At 55.2% G+C, this 14,537-nt stretch carries 12 protein-coding genes; 4 read left to right on the top strand and 8 right to left on the bottom strand.

The annotated features are described in order from the left end of the window. Positions 1-87 precede the first annotated feature (87 nt). From EDD77_RS08025 to ppdK, 7 genes are all read right to left on the bottom strand, one after another. A complete protein-coding gene (locus EDD77_RS08025) occupies positions 88-2,526 on the bottom strand; it encodes a leucine-rich repeat protein (RefSeq protein ID WP_082669518.1) in 2,439 nt (812 codons plus the stop codon). Between the two features lie 36 nt (positions 2,527-2,562). After that, positions 2,563-3,099 (bottom strand): leucine-rich repeat protein, encoded by a 537-nt coding sequence (locus EDD77_RS08020; protein ID WP_058963335.1) that lies wholly within the window; start codon positions 3,097-3,099, stop codon positions 2,563-2,565. Between the two features lie 226 nt (positions 3,100-3,325). Next, positions 3,326-4,717, bottom strand: coding sequence for a relaxase/mobilization nuclease domain-containing protein (locus EDD77_RS08015; RefSeq protein ID WP_058963336.1), 1,392 nt, complete (start codon positions 4,715-4,717; stop codon positions 3,326-3,328). Between the two features lie 3 nt (positions 4,718-4,720). Next, complete coding sequence (locus EDD77_RS08010; RefSeq protein WP_058963337.1) at positions 4,721-4,999, bottom strand: plasmid mobilization protein; 279 nt, start codon at positions 4,997-4,999, stop codon at positions 4,721-4,723. Between the two features lie 374 nt (positions 5,000-5,373). Then, entirely contained in the window at positions 5,374-5,727 is a 354-nt protein-coding gene (locus EDD77_RS08005; RefSeq protein WP_058963338.1) for a TnpV protein, read from the bottom strand. A gap of 13 nt (positions 5,728-5,740) precedes the next feature. Further along, positions 5,741-6,616, bottom strand: a complete 876-nt coding sequence (locus EDD77_RS08000; RefSeq protein WP_058963339.1) for a ParB/RepB/Spo0J family partition protein — start codon at positions 6,614-6,616, stop codon at positions 5,741-5,743. A gap of 300 nt (positions 6,617-6,916) precedes the next feature. Continuing rightward, the gene (gene ppdK / locus EDD77_RS07995) at positions 6,917-9,559 is read right to left on the bottom strand and encodes a pyruvate, phosphate dikinase (protein WP_077138504.1); all 2,643 of its coding nucleotides are present in this window, start codon (positions 9,557-9,559) and stop codon (positions 6,917-6,919) included. 321 nt (positions 9,560-9,880) lie between these two features. Between ppdK and pth the strand changes: the two genes are divergently transcribed. The 4 genes from pth to EDD77_RS07975 all read left to right on the top strand — a co-directional run bounded on the left by pth (position 9,881) and on the right by EDD77_RS07975 (position 13,622). Continuing rightward, positions 9,881-10,471 (top strand): aminoacyl-tRNA hydrolase, encoded by a 591-nt coding sequence (gene pth / locus EDD77_RS07990; RefSeq protein ID WP_058963340.1) that lies wholly within the window; start codon positions 9,881-9,883, stop codon positions 10,469-10,471. 64 nt (positions 10,472-10,535) lie between these two features. Then, complete coding sequence (locus EDD77_RS07985) at positions 10,536-11,540, top strand: WG repeat-containing protein (RefSeq protein ID WP_058963341.1); 1,005 nt, start codon at positions 10,536-10,538, stop codon at positions 11,538-11,540. A gap of 89 nt (positions 11,541-11,629) precedes the next feature. Further along, positions 11,630-13,003, top strand: coding sequence for a D-alanyl-D-alanine carboxypeptidase family protein (locus EDD77_RS07980; protein WP_058963342.1), 1,374 nt, complete (start codon positions 11,630-11,632; stop codon positions 13,001-13,003). Positions 13,004-13,208: 205 nt separating this feature from the next. Further along, positions 13,209-13,622: a hypothetical protein gene (locus EDD77_RS07975; RefSeq protein WP_058963343.1), complete on the top strand. Its 414-nt coding sequence runs from the start codon at positions 13,209-13,211 to the stop codon at positions 13,620-13,622. Between the two features lie 76 nt (positions 13,623-13,698). Here EDD77_RS07975 and EDD77_RS07970 read toward each other — a convergent pair whose 3' ends face one another. Then, a complete protein-coding gene (locus EDD77_RS07970; RefSeq protein WP_058963344.1) occupies positions 13,699-14,451 on the bottom strand; it encodes a nitroreductase family protein in 753 nt (250 codons plus the stop codon). Positions 14,452-14,537: the final 86 nt, after the last annotated feature.

Raw genomic sequence — 14,537 nt, 5'->3', positions numbered from 1 at the left:
CGATTCCAAAAAAATTGCCTAAATAAGGTAATAGCTGGGCATCATATTTGGATGTGATGCCCAGCTGTTTTCACTTGTTCCTACCTATTATCTCTGCTCAATTCCTTCCAACAGATCATCACAGAGTTTCTCATATTCTTTCCAGCAACCGGAGAACTCTTTATATCGCTCAAGCAAGAAAACTCGATCGGTATCATCCGAAGCATTCGCCAGTATCACGAACGGAATCTCCGATTCTCCACGTTTTCTTAAAAGAACATATTTTTGTTCATCCCACTGAATTTCAACGTTGATTTCAAGTTGAATGCTGTTTCCCCATATACCGACCTCTTCCACGGCAACTTTCCCAAGAGAAATGATCCCAGCATCCAGAAGAGGCGAAATCCACTTTGCCTGTTTTGCAGCAATATATCCACACATTTGATGATCTTGCGTTTGGATTGCGAGTGCATTGGAATCATATGCGTTTTCTGGCTCTCGTTCCAGCTGGAGCGGTTGACCACTACGCATAGTCGAGCAGACTGCCTTGCGTTCTACTAGGTGAGTACCTGCTGCAATGAATACAAATGTGGAACTACCGGTTCCAAGCATAAAATAGGGAGGTTCAGGAGGTTCTGGCGCTTTGATGAATGCTCCAGCTTCCAACTGCTTCAGACTATACCACTCAGTTGCCTCTGGGGTATGATTATGGGACTCTAAATTATCCATGTACAGAGCAGCGGAAAGCACCTTTGTTTCATCAGCCTTTTTAAGCCACACGCTGCTTTCAGCGCTATGCTCCGATTCGCTCAGGTTGAGTTCTTCTGCCCAGTCAAAAAAACTCATCAGTTGTGTTACTGGCAAATATCGCTTATCCTCCTCCCAGTAACCATAGTAATCCAATGCGTCTTTTAAATCGAGCCTTTCATTCGGTATCGTTTCCCCAGGGAAGAACCCCATGCAGATTCGGCAGGTATCGGACCGCCAGGACTCCTTGGCTTTGGTGATATCTGTAAGCCATGCGCGCGGCTGTAAAGTTGGTTTTTTACTCCATTCCCAAAACGAACGAAAAACCTGATAGCTATCTTCTTTTTTATCTTTATCAACCATCAAGGGAACATTCGCTATCCGAATTCCTTTATAAAACAGAACAAATGCTGGAACCGGGTATGCATAATCTTCTGCTCCCCCAGCATGTCGGTAAGCTCGGGAAAAATTATCTACCTGCACATACACTGTGTCAATTTTCACTTGAAATTCAGTTCCCAGAGGGAGATGTTCCAATAAAGTAAAACTGACATCATGACTACTAAAGAAACTCGCTTCGTCTCCAGCTGTTTTCCAGTTATTGTTTTCTGTATAAACTAGATCTGCTTCTTTCTCGGAAAATACTTCTGCATATTCTTCTCGCTGAGTTAATGCATCGTACTCACTGGCGAATGCATAGGCATCTACTTCCAGATTTGCAGTGTAAATAGCTCCGTTCAGTGGCAGTGCAGCTTCATCCAGAGGGTCACGTACCCAGTTTAAGCGATTCAGATGTTCCTGAAAAGGAGTTATGTAACGTTTCTCATCTTCGGTAAAGGCAATCTCTATTTTCCGGAGTGATGAGAATTTTATTTTTGCACGAAAAGCTTCTCCTGTCGGAATTTTTCGAAGTTTTGCTTCTTTTTGTACGGCAGTTGCCGCCAAAAAACCTATATGTTCTCCTTTCAAGGTCATTACTTCCAATCGGGGCGTGAAACGGTGGATCATGCTATGCACTTCCACGATTTGTCCGTCCTGTAACCGGGAGTGGATTTCTTTTGTATCTATGTCACGCAGGGTAATATTTGACAGCTTGATGCAGAACTCTTCTGCCGGAGGTTTTTGTTCTATCCCATTTATAAAGATTTTTGTCGAAGGAAAAAAACTGCTCTTGTCATAAGTGATTTGCGTTGGAAGATCCACACACAGAAGTTTTTTGCATCCCTTGAATGCATCTTTTTTGATTCGCTTTAGGTTCTCTGAAAATTTGATTTCCACAAGTTCCTTGCAACCGGAAAACGTGCTCTCACGGATTTCCTGAACACCATCTGGAATGATAATGTGACTCAATGTTTTACAGTTGCGAAACGCTGACTCCCCGATTTTGCAAACACTCTGAGGGAGCGCGACGTTTTTTAAAGCAACACAGCCATAAAATAAACGGTCGCTAATTTCTTTGAGATTTTCTGGAAGCTGAATTTTCTCCAGCTTCTTCCATCCATTAAATGCTCCAATAGGAATTTTACTACAGGATTTCGGAAGTACCAGTTGTTTGATAGACTCAAAAGGCATATCAAAATTCGGAAACTTTTTCAGAGTTTCCGGCAAAATTAGCTCTTGGATTGCAAAAAAACGCCGTCCAGCTGCACCAGTTGAGCGAAAGCAAATTTCAATTTCATTCACATCTCCCTCCGGAACAGATGCGGACAGGTCCAACTTTGCAATCTCTTTAGGACATGTTGTAAACATCAATTTTCCATTGACGTATTGATAAGAAAGACCTTCTTTTGTGGCTGCCATTGTACTCCCTCGCTTTCTTTGATCGGCGAACGTCCATTACACGAACACAATTTCTGCGCCTTCGCAACCCTCAAAGGCTGCCTGGTCATCCCACCATTCATCATCAGGATACTCTTTATACACGTTAGCTCCCACTGGAATTTCAAAACGCTTTACACCCCAAACATTTGCAAATGCCAAGGCACCGATCTCCCTTACGTTGCGAGGAATGTTAATTTCTGTAATTCCGTTGTTCTGATAGAACGAACAGCTTCCAATTCTCCGGATGCTTTCTGGAAGGACAACTTTCTTTAATCGATTACGCACCATGTCCGCAACCATAATATCCATAAAGTTTGCACTGATTTGAGCCATGGAGACCGGTCCGTTGCAGAAACATACGCTGTCTGCCGCATTGTCGGTGTCAAATGCGTAATCCCCGATTTCTACAACGGTATGCCCGTCCAGCGCTTCCGGAATAATCAGAACTTCCGGCCAGACTTCCGCGCCGCAGATGATTGCTTCACCATTTTCGTTCAAACGATAATAAAATCCATTTGCCAACAGTTGATTTTCACGATTTACAAGTGCCATTTTTATTCCCTCCAATTTTAAAATCTATAAAACAGCCATAATGCATCTTAATGATCGGAGCGATTATTGTTTACTTGACTTCTGCAATCTACGATTTCTGTATATTTATTATAGCATAGTATATGTTCGATTTTCCGGACTTTTGTATATCATTATATTTAGTTATCTGCATGTTAACCTGTTTTTTGTCTGACCGTATTATTCATCTCCAGCAATTCTCCCACTTTTAACGCCATACCGCGCAGGTATTGATATTTCTATGTTCTCGCTCCGCCATCAACCGAATTCTCTCCCGCATCCGGTCTGCCCGGGGCGGGATTTTTTGTGCGGTGCGCAGCTCTTTGCGCACCGCACAGATTTTTTCGGTGAGCTGGTCTTTCTCGGCATGTAGGGCGGTGCATTCCGCCGGATCGTGACAGCGGCGCAGCCGGTTGCGACAATGGGTGCGCCGGGCTTCCAAAGTTTGCAGCTCCTCGGTTTTCTGCGTGATGAATTGCTCCACTTCCTCCCGGGTTTGCAGCGAATATCGCTCCAACAGATGCAGCTGGGCTTCGATCTGCTCCCAGTGGCGCAGGTCCTCCCGCATGGCCGGATGGGGCGGGCGATGGTTGGGGATCTTCTCGGGCAATCTGCCCAGCAGGTAGCAATAGTACAGATAGGTGCGGTAGATGCCCAGCGTTTTGAGCAGGGCCTTTTTGAACTCCTCCTGTTTCCACCGGTCGTGGGGATGAACCGGGGGATAGCATCTGCGGTACCGTTCCTGCCGCGTAGAGAGGGAAGAATACACTGTGTTTTCGCAGACGCGGTCAAAGAGGGCCTCTTCCGTGTACCGTTCGCCCAGAGTTTTGAAACGGACGGCATGTGCGTCACCGGGCATTTTGATGGTGGCGTACTTGCGGTTCGGGTTAAAATTCACCTCATAGCCCATTTTCCTCAGGCGGGTGGGCAGCTCCCGGAAATGGTTGCATTCAAGGACTGCCCGGTCAATGTCCTGCCGCATCACGTTGTAGCGTGTGGGTTCGCCCGCCTTTTCCGCCTGAAAAAGATTCCGGGGTGTGCGGTGACGGGAGGGGTCTTCCACCACCGAAAGCCCGTGCTCCCGGCAGAGCATATCCGATGCCTTTTGCAGCGCCCGATAGGTTTTCCGGCAATCGTTATATCGTTTGCCGTCCACAAAGGAGACGGAGTTCAGCACGAAATGATTGTGGCAGCAATCGGTATTCAGGTGAGTGGCAACCAGCACCTGAAACCGGTCGCCCCAGAGCCTGCGGGCCAGCTCCACCCCGATGGCATGGCATTCTTCCGGGGTGACTTCTCCGGGCGGAAAACTCTGGTAGGCATGGAATGCTACGATGCCTGCCGTGTCGCCAAACTGCCGTTTGGTCAGTTCCATCTGCTGGCGGGCGATCTCGGGCAGGCAGTTCACTCCGCTCACAAACAGCTGGCGATCCTGTGTGGTTTTGGAATGATTGGCTGCGTACTGAAGCACCTCGGCCAGATCATCCTTTGCCGGAGCCAGGCCCGTCAGGTCCGGCATTCGGGTTTTCTCTTCGTTTTCGGCGTATCGGATGAGGGAATCCAGACGGCCCCTCACCGGCCAGATTTTGGTCACGGCCACAGGTCAGCTCTCCTTTCTGGGCAGGGTAGCGGCCTGGATGGCCAACAGGGTATTCAGCAGTTCTGCCTGCACCTGCGGGGTATTCTCCCGCTGGTAAAGCTCAGTGAGCCGGGTGAGAATCTGCTGGTATTCCAGCGGCGGAGTGGGCTGGGGTACTCGCCCGCTCAACCGCATCCGCACATAGCGGGACAGGGACAATCCGCAGGCTTTGGCGGCCTGCTCAAACCGCTGTTTTTCTTCCTGGGTCACGCGGATATTCAGCTGGATGGTTCGGTTCAGCATGTGTTTTCTCCTTTCTAAGGCGGCACCGCATAATTCCAGGTGGTGGAGCGCGCCGGAAAATTTTTTGCGGAATGAACCAAAAAGCACAGGCAAGCCTTGGTGGCTTGACGAGCATTTTTGGAAAATTCCACGGAAAATTTTGGCGCGATACGCCGCCTGAGCCAATCGGCGTGAATTGTGCGGTGGTGCCTTCAATAACAAAGGACCGGGCGGTCTGGCCCGATCCTTTTGTGTTGTTGCGTTGTTGGGTTGATCGGGGGTTACAGGGGTATTTCCCCCTGTGCAGAGCAAGGCTCTGCGGCGGCGTATGGCTTCCAAAAAGCTATACAAAGCCAGTGCTCGTTCCCCCTGTGGACAGGCGTTTTTCTGTCCGGTCATTCCAGAGCTTCCGGATAGAGAAACTCCGGCAGAATCGCCTGCTCCACAGCATCCCGGATCAGGTTCATCCGGCGCACCCACTCCATGGGATTTGCGCGCTTGAGAGCTTCGTCCACCTGCTGCTGGCGGGCCATCCGGGCCACACATTCCTGTACTGCCTGCCGGGCCTCTTCGTCCACCTGGGACAGGTGGCGGTTGAGCCGGTCCTCCAGCAGCAACCGGTCCAGCATATCGGGGCGGTGGTTTTCCAGAAACTGACGGCGCATCTCGCCGTAGCGGCCAATGGGGCGGACCGTATCGGTAGAAATCAGGTTGGGCAGTAAATATCCGTTGACGTTTGTGTATTGCATGGTAAGACCTCCGTTATCGCTCGGGTTGATTTTTGTTGTAGCCTCGTTTGTGCTGCCAGTTGCGCAGCAGAAGCAGGATGGTATTGTGCATCTGTTCCGGTGTGTAGTTGGGCGGGAAGAACTTCTTCACGTCCTCCTGATTCAGAAAGAACTTCTGCCGCTGATTGGGCTTTTCCTCAGTGAGCAGATGGTGCAGGTATTCCCGCGTCAGAGTTCCGGCCTGACTCATCTGCTTAAGGGTACGGGACTGGGTGAGGGAAGGCGTAGCCTGGCAGGCATCCATTTCGTCTTTCAAAAGCTGCTGATCTTCCTCGGTGAGATAGGAAATCTCCACCGCCGGATTGAAGGCGATTCGGCCTTCGTCCACCATCTGAAGAATAGAGGGAATGAGGTGGGTCAGGCGGATGTACCGATGAATCTGCCTTTGACTGTCACTCGTGTTCCTACTCACTTCTTCGATGCTCCATAACTTCTCGCCAACTTGGCGAGAAGTGCTTCGCCCTTGATGGCAGATCGCCTCCATCTTCATTTTGTATGCAAAGGCTTTTTCGCTGGGCAGGATATGTTCCCGCTGGATGTTGCTATCCACCAGAAGGATGATTGCTTCATCGTCGGTCATCGGGCGCACCAGCACCGGCAGTCGGGTGATGCCCAGCGCCTCGCAGGCAGCTTTGCGGCGATGGCCGCTCACGATCTCATAACTTCCGTTCGGCAGCGGGCGGGCCAGCAGGGGAGAAAGCACCCCGTATTCCTGAATGCTTTCCTTCAGCTGGTCCATTTCTTCTCCAGTGGCTACCCGGAACGGCTGGTTTTGAAAAGGCACCAGTACCCCGGCATCCAGCATGGTCACCACCTGAGAATCAGAGGTCTTTTGTGTGGTTTCGTTCATCTGTAACACGCTCCTTATATCTGCAAAAATGATGCGCTGCAAAGGGGGAAATGGGCCCGAAAATGTACACCGCAAAGTGGGTACATTTTTGAAAATACGGGCCGTGGCCCCTAAGCCTTGTGAAAAATGGGCAGAAAAAATCCCCCTGCGCTGTTTCCAGCGGCAGGGGGATTGGCGTATTACAGGTATACTTCCAGGTCGATGTCATGCCATCGACTGGGCTTTACCACGCAATTTCGCGCTTTCTGGAACGCATGGGCGTCCTCAAAGTGCAGCGTCATCTGCATGAGCCCGATCGGATTACTTCCGGGGGTTCTTGATGGCTGCCTGAGCGGCGGCCAGACGGGCGATGGGTACACGGAAGGGAGAGCAGGACACATAGTCCAGGCCAACCTTGTGGCAGAACTCCACGCTGGTGGGGTCGCCGCCGTGCTCGCCGCAGATGCCCAGACCCAGTTCGGGGCGGGTCTTGCGGCCCAGAGTTACAGCCATTTCAACCAGCTTGCCTACGCCGTTCTGATCCAGGTGGGCGAACGGATCGTTCTCGTAGATCTTGTTGTCGTAGTAGTAGTTCAGGAACTTGCCGGCATCGTCACGGCTGAAGCCGAAGGTCATCTGGGTCAGGTCGTTGGTGCCGAAGCTGAAGAACTCGGCTTCCTTGGCGATCTCGTCTGCGGTCAGAGCAGCGCGAGGAATCTCGATCATGGTGCCCACTTCATACTTCATGTCCACACCGGCAGCCTTAATCAGCTTATCGGCGGTAGCAACCACCACGTCCTTAACGAACTTCAGCTCCTTGACCTCGCCTACCAGGGGGATCATGATGTGGGGAACGATCTTCACGCCGGTTTCACGGCTTACGTTGATGGCAGCGTTGATCACAGCGGTGGTCTGCATCTCGGCAATTTCAGGATAGGAAACGGCCAGACGGCAGCCACGATGGCCCATCATGGGGTTGAACTCATGCAGGCTGTCGATCACGTTGTGCAGATGCTCAACGGTGATGCCCAGATCTGCGGCCAGCTCCACGATATCCTCTTCCTTGGTGGGCAGGAACTCGTGCAGAGGCGGATCCAGATAACGGATGGTCATGGGACGCTCGCCCAGAACCTTGTACATGGCCTCGAAGTCACCCTGCTGATAGGGCATGATCTTGGCCAGAGCCTTCTTGCGGTCCACCACGTTCTCGGCCACGATCATCTCGCGAACGGCCTTGATGCGGTCAGCCTCGAAGAACATGTGCTCGGTACGGCACAGGCCGATGCCTTCGGCGCCGAACTCCACAGCCTGCTTGGCGTCGCGGGGGTTGTCGGCGTTGGTGAAGACCTTCAGCTGACGGGCAGCATCGGCCCAGCTCATGAAGCGGCCAAAGTCGCCGCTGATGGAAGCGTCCACGGTGGGCAGAGCCTTGCCGTAGATGTTACCGGTGGAGCCGTTCAGGCTGATCCAGTCGCCGCGCTTATAGGTCACGCCGCCCAGAGTGAACTGCTGTTTGTCGTATTCCACAACGATCTCGCCGCAGCCGGATACGCAGCAGGTGCCCATGCCGCGGGCCACAACGGCAGCGTGGCTGGTCATACCGCCGCGCACGGTCAGGATGCCCTGTGCAACGGCCATGCCCTCGATGTCCTCAGGGCTGGTCTCCAGACGAACCAGGATAACCTTCTTCATCTCACCGCTCTCCACGGCGTTCTTGGCGTCCTCAGCGGTGAATACCACCTGGCCGCAGGCAGCGCCGGGGGAGGCAGCCAGGCCCTTGCCGATGACTTCGGCATTCTTCAGGGCCTCGGGGTCAAACTGGGGATGCAGCAGGCTGTCCAGCTGCTTGGGATCAACGCGCAGAACCGCTTCCTTCTCGTCGATCATGCCCTCGTCCACCAGGTCGACAGCGATCTTCAGAGCGGCGGCAGCGGTGCGCTTGCCGTTACGGGTCTGCAGCATGTAGAGCTTGCCATCCTCGATGGTGAACTCCATATCCTGCATGTCCTTATAATGATTTTCCAGACGGTTGGCAATGTCCACGAACTGGGCATAAACCTCGGGCATCTGCTCCTGCAGATGTGCGATGGGAGAAGGCGTACGGATACCGGCCACAACGTCCTCGCCCTGCGCATTGATCAGGTACTCGCCGAACAGAGCCTTTTCGCCGGTGGCGGGGTTACGGGTGAAGGCCACGCCGGTGCCACTGTTGGGGCCGGTGTTGCCAAATACCATGGCCTGCACGTTAACGGCGGTACCCCACTCGTAGGGGATCTCGTTCATGCGGCGGTATACGTTGGCGCGGGGGTTATCCCAGCTGCGGAACACGGCCTTGACTGCCTCGATCAGCTGAACGCGGGGATCGGTGGGGAAGTCGGTGCCCATGTGGCTCTTGTACAGGCTCTTGAACTTGAATACCAGAGCCTTCATATCGTTCTCGTCCAGCTCGGTGTCCATCTTGACACCCTTTTCAGCCTTCATCTGGTCGATGATCTCTTCGAACTCAGACTTGGGCAGCTCCATAACAACGTCGCTGAACATCTGCACAAAACGGCGGTAACTGTCGTATGCGAAGCGGGGGTTGCCGGTCTTGGCGGCCAGGCCCTCAACCACTTCGTCGTTCAGGCCCAGGTTCAGGATGGTGTCCATCATGCCGGGCATGGAAGCACGGGCGCCGGAACGGACGGATACCAGCAGGGGGTTGGCAACGTTGCCGAACTTCTTGCCGGTGATGTCTTCCATCTTGCCGATGTATTCGTAAATGTCGGCCATGATCTCATGGTTGATCTGACGGCCGTCTTTGTAGTACTGAGTGCAGGCTTCGGTGGAAATGGTGAAGCCCTGGGGAACAGGCATACCAGCGTTGGTCATTTCGGCCAGGTTGGCGCCTTTGCCGCCGAGGATGTCGCGCATGTCGCGGTTACCCTCGCTGAACAGATAAAGGTATTTTTTCTTGTTCAAAATCTTCAACCTCCAATGGTAGCACCGGGCGGGGCAGAGCCTCGGGCGATGCCGATATTCCGTTTGTGATGAACACATTATAACAGATTCGAGAAAAAAATACCAGAACTTTTTTCAGAATTTGGAAACTTTTTGTGTCAAATCACTGTAAAATTCGACAAAATACGGTGAAAAGCCGGTTTGCAGGCATAGTAAGATTCGTTCCTGCACTTGAAATTTTTCAAAAAGTTGGTATGCTTATAATTGGTGTAATTTTTAGATTTTCCGGCTGCGCTTCATATATTAGAATATGTTCTGCAAAAGCCGGGGTGATGAGGATCATTTATGTTTTTCAAAAAACAGACCACCGGAGCCGACTGGCTGGTGGTGGGCCTGGGCAATCCGGGCAAAAAATATGATGGCACCCGCCACAATGTGGGCTTTGATGCCATCGACCATCTGGCCAAAGAATGGGGCGTAAGCGTGACCAAGGCCAAGTTTGAAGGGTTGTGCGGGCAGGCGGCGCTGGCCGAAGGCAAGGTGCTGCTGCTCAAGCCCCAGACCTTTATGAATCTTTCCGGCCACAGCGTACAGGCGGCGGCGGAGTTTTTCAAGATTCCGCCGGAGCATGTGATCATCCTGTGCGATGATGTGACCCAGAAGCCGGGCAAAATTCGCATCCGGCCCAGCGGTTCGGCCGGTGGTCACAACGGCCTGAAGGACATCATCGCCTGCCTTGGCACCGATGGTTTTGCCCGGGTGCGGCTGGGCGTGGGCGAAAAGCCCAGCCCGGACTACGACCTGGCCAACTGGGTGCTGGGCAAACTGGGCGGCGAGGATCGAAAGGCCTTCGAGAGCCGTCTGAACGATGTGGAAGCCGCGGTGCGGCTGATTCTTGCGGGCAAGCTGAGCGAGGCGCAGAATCGATTCAATTGAGCCAGCGGGCCCGGTATTTCCGGGCCCGTTTTGTTTTTCTCGAAAGCGAAAAGGAGGGAACGGCATGAAAGCGGTGTGCAGAGTGATCGCCGCCGGGCTGCTGCTGGCGGCGCTGGCCGGCTGCGGTGCCGGGCGCGGCGGGTATGAATGGGCGGTGGAGCCCCGGCTGAAGGCAGATAAAATCGAACCGCTGGCCGTAAGCGGCGGCGGTATTCTGGAAGGCAGCCTGCCGGAGGACGAGGCACTGCGTACCCTCTGCGCGGCCCAGCAGGGCGAGCTGTGGGGCCTTGTGGACGGTCAGACCGGCGAGTGGGTGGTGGAGCCCTGTTTTTCTCAGGCTCCCGCCCTGTGTCCCGCCGGGCACCTGCTTGCCACCGGGCCGGACGGCACACTGATTGACGACCCGGAACTGGACCGGCAGCTGACCGCCTATGCTCCGGCGCTTCGCCTGGAGCCGGGCCACGGAGGCCCTGGTGTGGAATATGTGTGGGACGGTGAAGCCGGTCAGGTGCGCCGCCACAGCTGGAACGAGAGCGGTGCGCAAAGCCCGCTCCTGGACCCGTCCGCCGGGAACGGCGAGCTGCTCCCGATCCGACAGGGCAGCTGGAAATACAGCCAGCTGGAGGGCGCCCAGGTGATGGAAGCGCAGCCAAAAAGCCTTTACGCCGTAGCCTCGGCCGATGGAACCCTGCTCACAGATTTTGTTTATGAACAGGCCCGGCCCGGCAGCGGCGGACTGATTGCGGTGGAGAAAAAGGGGAAATGGGGCTATCTGAACGAACAGGGCCAGCTGGTGATCCCCTGCAAATACGACGGTGTATGGGGCCAGAGCACCGACCGGGACGTTCAGGGCAACGACAGCGCCGTCTGGCAGCGGGTATGGCCCGCGCCCTGCCTCGAAGCAGGCGTGGTGGTACGCAAGGGCGGGGAATACGCTCTGCTGAGCAGCGACGGCCAGAAGCAGATCGGCTTCGGCGCCTATCAGGCACTGGCCCCGGCGCCGGGCGGCCTTGTCTGGGCAGAAGAAGGCGGTCTGTGGGGACTGCTGCGGCCGGTTTCCGATTCCTGAGCTGTATTTCTTCCCATACCGTTTACAACGGCAGGCAGCAGCCGGTATAATAGTCGCGGAAAGAATTCAACAACAAGGGAGGAACGTGGTTGAAAACCAGACTTTTGTGCGCGGTGATGCTGCTGGCGCTGGCCATCGGCCTGGCGATGCCCGCCGCCGCCCAGTGGGATCCGCCCCAGGGCACAACGGACAAGGCGCAGGCGGTGTATCTGTATCAGCTGGACACCGAGACCCTGGTCTATGCAAAAAACGAGAACGAACGGCGGGCCCCGGCCAGCCTGACCAAGCTGATGACCGCACTGCTTCTGGTGGAGAGCGGCCAGCCGCTGGACACACCGTTCACCATTCCCGACGGGCTGCAGCCGGAGTTCAATGAAATTCTGGCGAATTACGGCACCCGGGCGGGGCTGCTCTGCGGCGAGACCGTAACCCTGCAGGATCTGCTCTACGGCTGCCTTCTGCCCAGCGGCAACGACGCGGCCAGCGCCATCGCCTGGTATCTGGGCGACGGAGACGAGGCGGCCTTTCTGGATCAGATGAACCGGTGGGCCGCCGAACTTGGCTGCACCGACACCCATTTCAGCTGTCCCCATGGGCTGGACAGCATGGATCAGGGAAATTACAGCACCGCGCAGGACATGTTCCGGATTGCCCGGGCCTGCATGGAAAACGAAACATTGATGGAGGTCATGTGCTCCACCGAATACTGGATGCCCCTGACCGAGCTGCACACTCAGGCCGACGCCGGCGCGCCGGAAGGGAAGAGCTACCGGATTCGCAGCACCGTGGTGATGCAGAACCCGGACTCCCCCCTGTATCGGGACTATATTCGGGGCATGAAAACCGGCTTTACCGACGAGGCGGGCCGGTGCTTTGTGTCCGGCGCGCAGCAGGGCGGGGCCAACTGGCTGTTGGTGGTGATGGGTGCACAGGATGGCCTTGCGGAGGACGGCGTGAACTACGCCTTCCACACCACGGCAGATCTGTACGACTGGGCGCTGGAAGCGCTGGCACCCACCGCCGCCGTGAACACCGAGACCCCGGCCACCCAGCTTCCGCTGCGCTGGTGCACCGAAGCCGACACGGTGGGGCTGTATGCCAGAGATCCGCTGGTGGTTCTGGCGGAGACCGATTCCAGCACGCTGGAAACCCGCATCGAAACCACGGTGGATTCCCTCTCCGCTCCGGTGCAGGCCGGCACGGTGCTGGGGCGGCTGACCGTTCAGGTGAACGGCGAGACCGTGGGCTCCACCGAGCTGGTGGTTCTGCAGGACTATGAACGCAGTTTCTGGCTTTACGCCAAGGATCTGGTGCGCCCATGGCTGCCTCTTCTGGCCGCTGTGGGGATTGCCCTGCTGATCGGGCTGGTACTGCTGGCCCGTCTGCTTGCCCATAAGGCAGCGGTTCGCCGCCGACGCAAGGCCCTGCGGGTAGCCCCGCCCCGCAGCCGGGAAAACCCATAACATCCTGATTCATACAAGCAAAACACCCCTTTCCGCTTTTTGTGGCGGGAAGGGGTGCTCTTTTTATGAATATTTTGCCGCCGGGGTTGACAGAATACATTCACCGGCATATAATGAACATTGTTCATTTCGGTGTGCCGCACTTTCTTTTTCCGAATTCATGAACATCGTTCATTATTAACTGTTTTGAAAGGACGGGCTTTTTATGGTAAAACGCTCCACTCTTCTGCTCATCGCCTGCCTGGTATGGGGCTGTGCCGGGGCAAATATTCTTCGCATTGGTCTGGCTGCCTATTCGGCCTATCTGTCGGTTCTGAATCTGGTGCTGTCCGCGGTGGTGTTCGCGGTCTTTCAGCGGTTCATTTTCGGGCCGCTGGTGAAAAAGCACACCGGCCGGATCACCGGTTACGAGGCCGAACGGCACTTCTTTTTGAAGTTTTTCGACCTGCGCTCCTTCGCCATTATGGCGGTGATGATGACCGGCGGCATCTGGCTGCGGGCTTCCGGCGTGGGGCCGGAGGTGTTTATCGCGGTGTTCTATTCCGGTCTGGGCGCTTCGCTGCTGCTGGCAGGCCTGCTGTTCGGGCGCAACTATTACCGTCTTCGCTCCGCCTGCTGACGAAATCAGAACTGCTTTCTCCTTCCTCAGACGAAAACGCCCGGGGCCGCTGATACAGCCCCGGGCGTTTTTGCTCTTATTCCGTTTCGTTCAGAAAATCCTTTAGGTACTCCGCGGCGCTGCGGCTCATTTCGCGGGAGAAGTCGCTGCCGTATTTGCGCTGCTCAAAGGCCTTGACCCACTGATCGAAATCGAAGGTTTCATTTCCGCCCCGGGTGGCCCGCTCCTCCAGCGCCTGCCGGTGCTGCTCGCCGGTGTATTCCGGGTACTGATTTTCCGCCACAATGTAATTGCGGGCAAATCGGGCGGGCTTTTTGCGCTGCTGCTGTTGGCGGGTGGGCCAGCCGATCACCAGCATGGCCGCCGGCACTACCTGAGCGGGCAGAGCCAGTTCCTCGCGCACCTGCTCACAGTTTTCCAGAATGTCTCCAATGTAGCAGCTGCCCAGCCCCAGGCTATGGGCCGCCACCACCACATTCTGGGCGGCAATGCAGGCATCCGCCAGCGCCAGGAAAAGATCCCCCGCACCGGCAGGCCGGGGCGCACAGCCTGCCTCCCGGTAGACGCCGGGCCAGCGGGCGCAGTCCGCCAGAAAAACCAGCACCACCGGAGCGGTGGCGATAAAGGGCTGATGGTCACACAGCTCGGCCAGCCGGGCCTTGCGCTCCGGGTCGGTGATGTCCAGAATGGTATACAGCTGCTGGCAGCCGGCGGTGGGCGCCTGAAATGCTGCTTCCAGCAGCTGCTCCTTCATGGCGGGGGTGACCGACTGATCCAGAAAGACCCGCACACTCTTGCGGTCCTGAATTCCCTGTTGGGTAGGGTTCATGGGGAATGCCTCCTTTTTGCAGCGGGCCGGGTAAGGCCCGCTTTTTTCTGATTATAGCACGTCTGCATACAAAAAACACCCGGGCA

Origin of the sequence: Allofournierella massiliensis (assembly GCF_004345265.1) — a bacterium.
In the GTDB taxonomy this organism is placed as follows: Bacteria; Bacillota; Clostridia; order Oscillospirales; family Ruminococcaceae; genus Allofournierella; species Allofournierella massiliensis.
The sequence above is the reverse complement of the archived record's forward strand: the minus strand, read 5'-3'. Positions and strand labels throughout refer to the sequence as shown.

Coding starts and splice junctions, on each gene's coding strand:
- EDD77_RS07985 (WP_058963341.1), top strand. CDS start 10,536: ATGAAAGCGGTGTGCAGAGTGATCGCCGCCGGGCTGCTGCTGGCGGCG.
- EDD77_RS08020 (WP_058963335.1), bottom strand. CDS start 3,099: ATGGCACTTGTAAATCGTGAAAATCAACTGTTGGCAAATGGATTTTAT.
- EDD77_RS07970 (WP_058963344.1), bottom strand. CDS start 14,451: ATGAACCCTACCCAACAGGGAATTCAGGACCGCAAGAGTGTGCGGGTC.
- EDD77_RS08010 (WP_058963337.1), bottom strand. CDS start 4,999: ATGCTGAACCGAACCATCCAGCTGAATATCCGCGTGACCCAGGAAGAA.
- EDD77_RS08025 (WP_082669518.1), bottom strand. CDS start 2,526: ATGGCAGCCACAAAAGAAGGTCTTTCTTATCAATACGTCAATGGAAAA.
- EDD77_RS08005 (WP_058963338.1), bottom strand. CDS start 5,727: ATGCAATACACAAACGTCAACGGATATTTACTGCCCAACCTGATTTCT.
- EDD77_RS07975 (WP_058963343.1), top strand. CDS start 13,209: ATGGTAAAACGCTCCACTCTTCTGCTCATCGCCTGCCTGGTATGGGGC.
- pth (WP_058963340.1), top strand. CDS start 9,881: ATGTTTTTCAAAAAACAGACCACCGGAGCCGACTGGCTGGTGGTGGGC.
- EDD77_RS08000 (WP_058963339.1), bottom strand. CDS start 6,616: ATGAACGAAACCACACAAAAGACCTCTGATTCTCAGGTGGTGACCATG.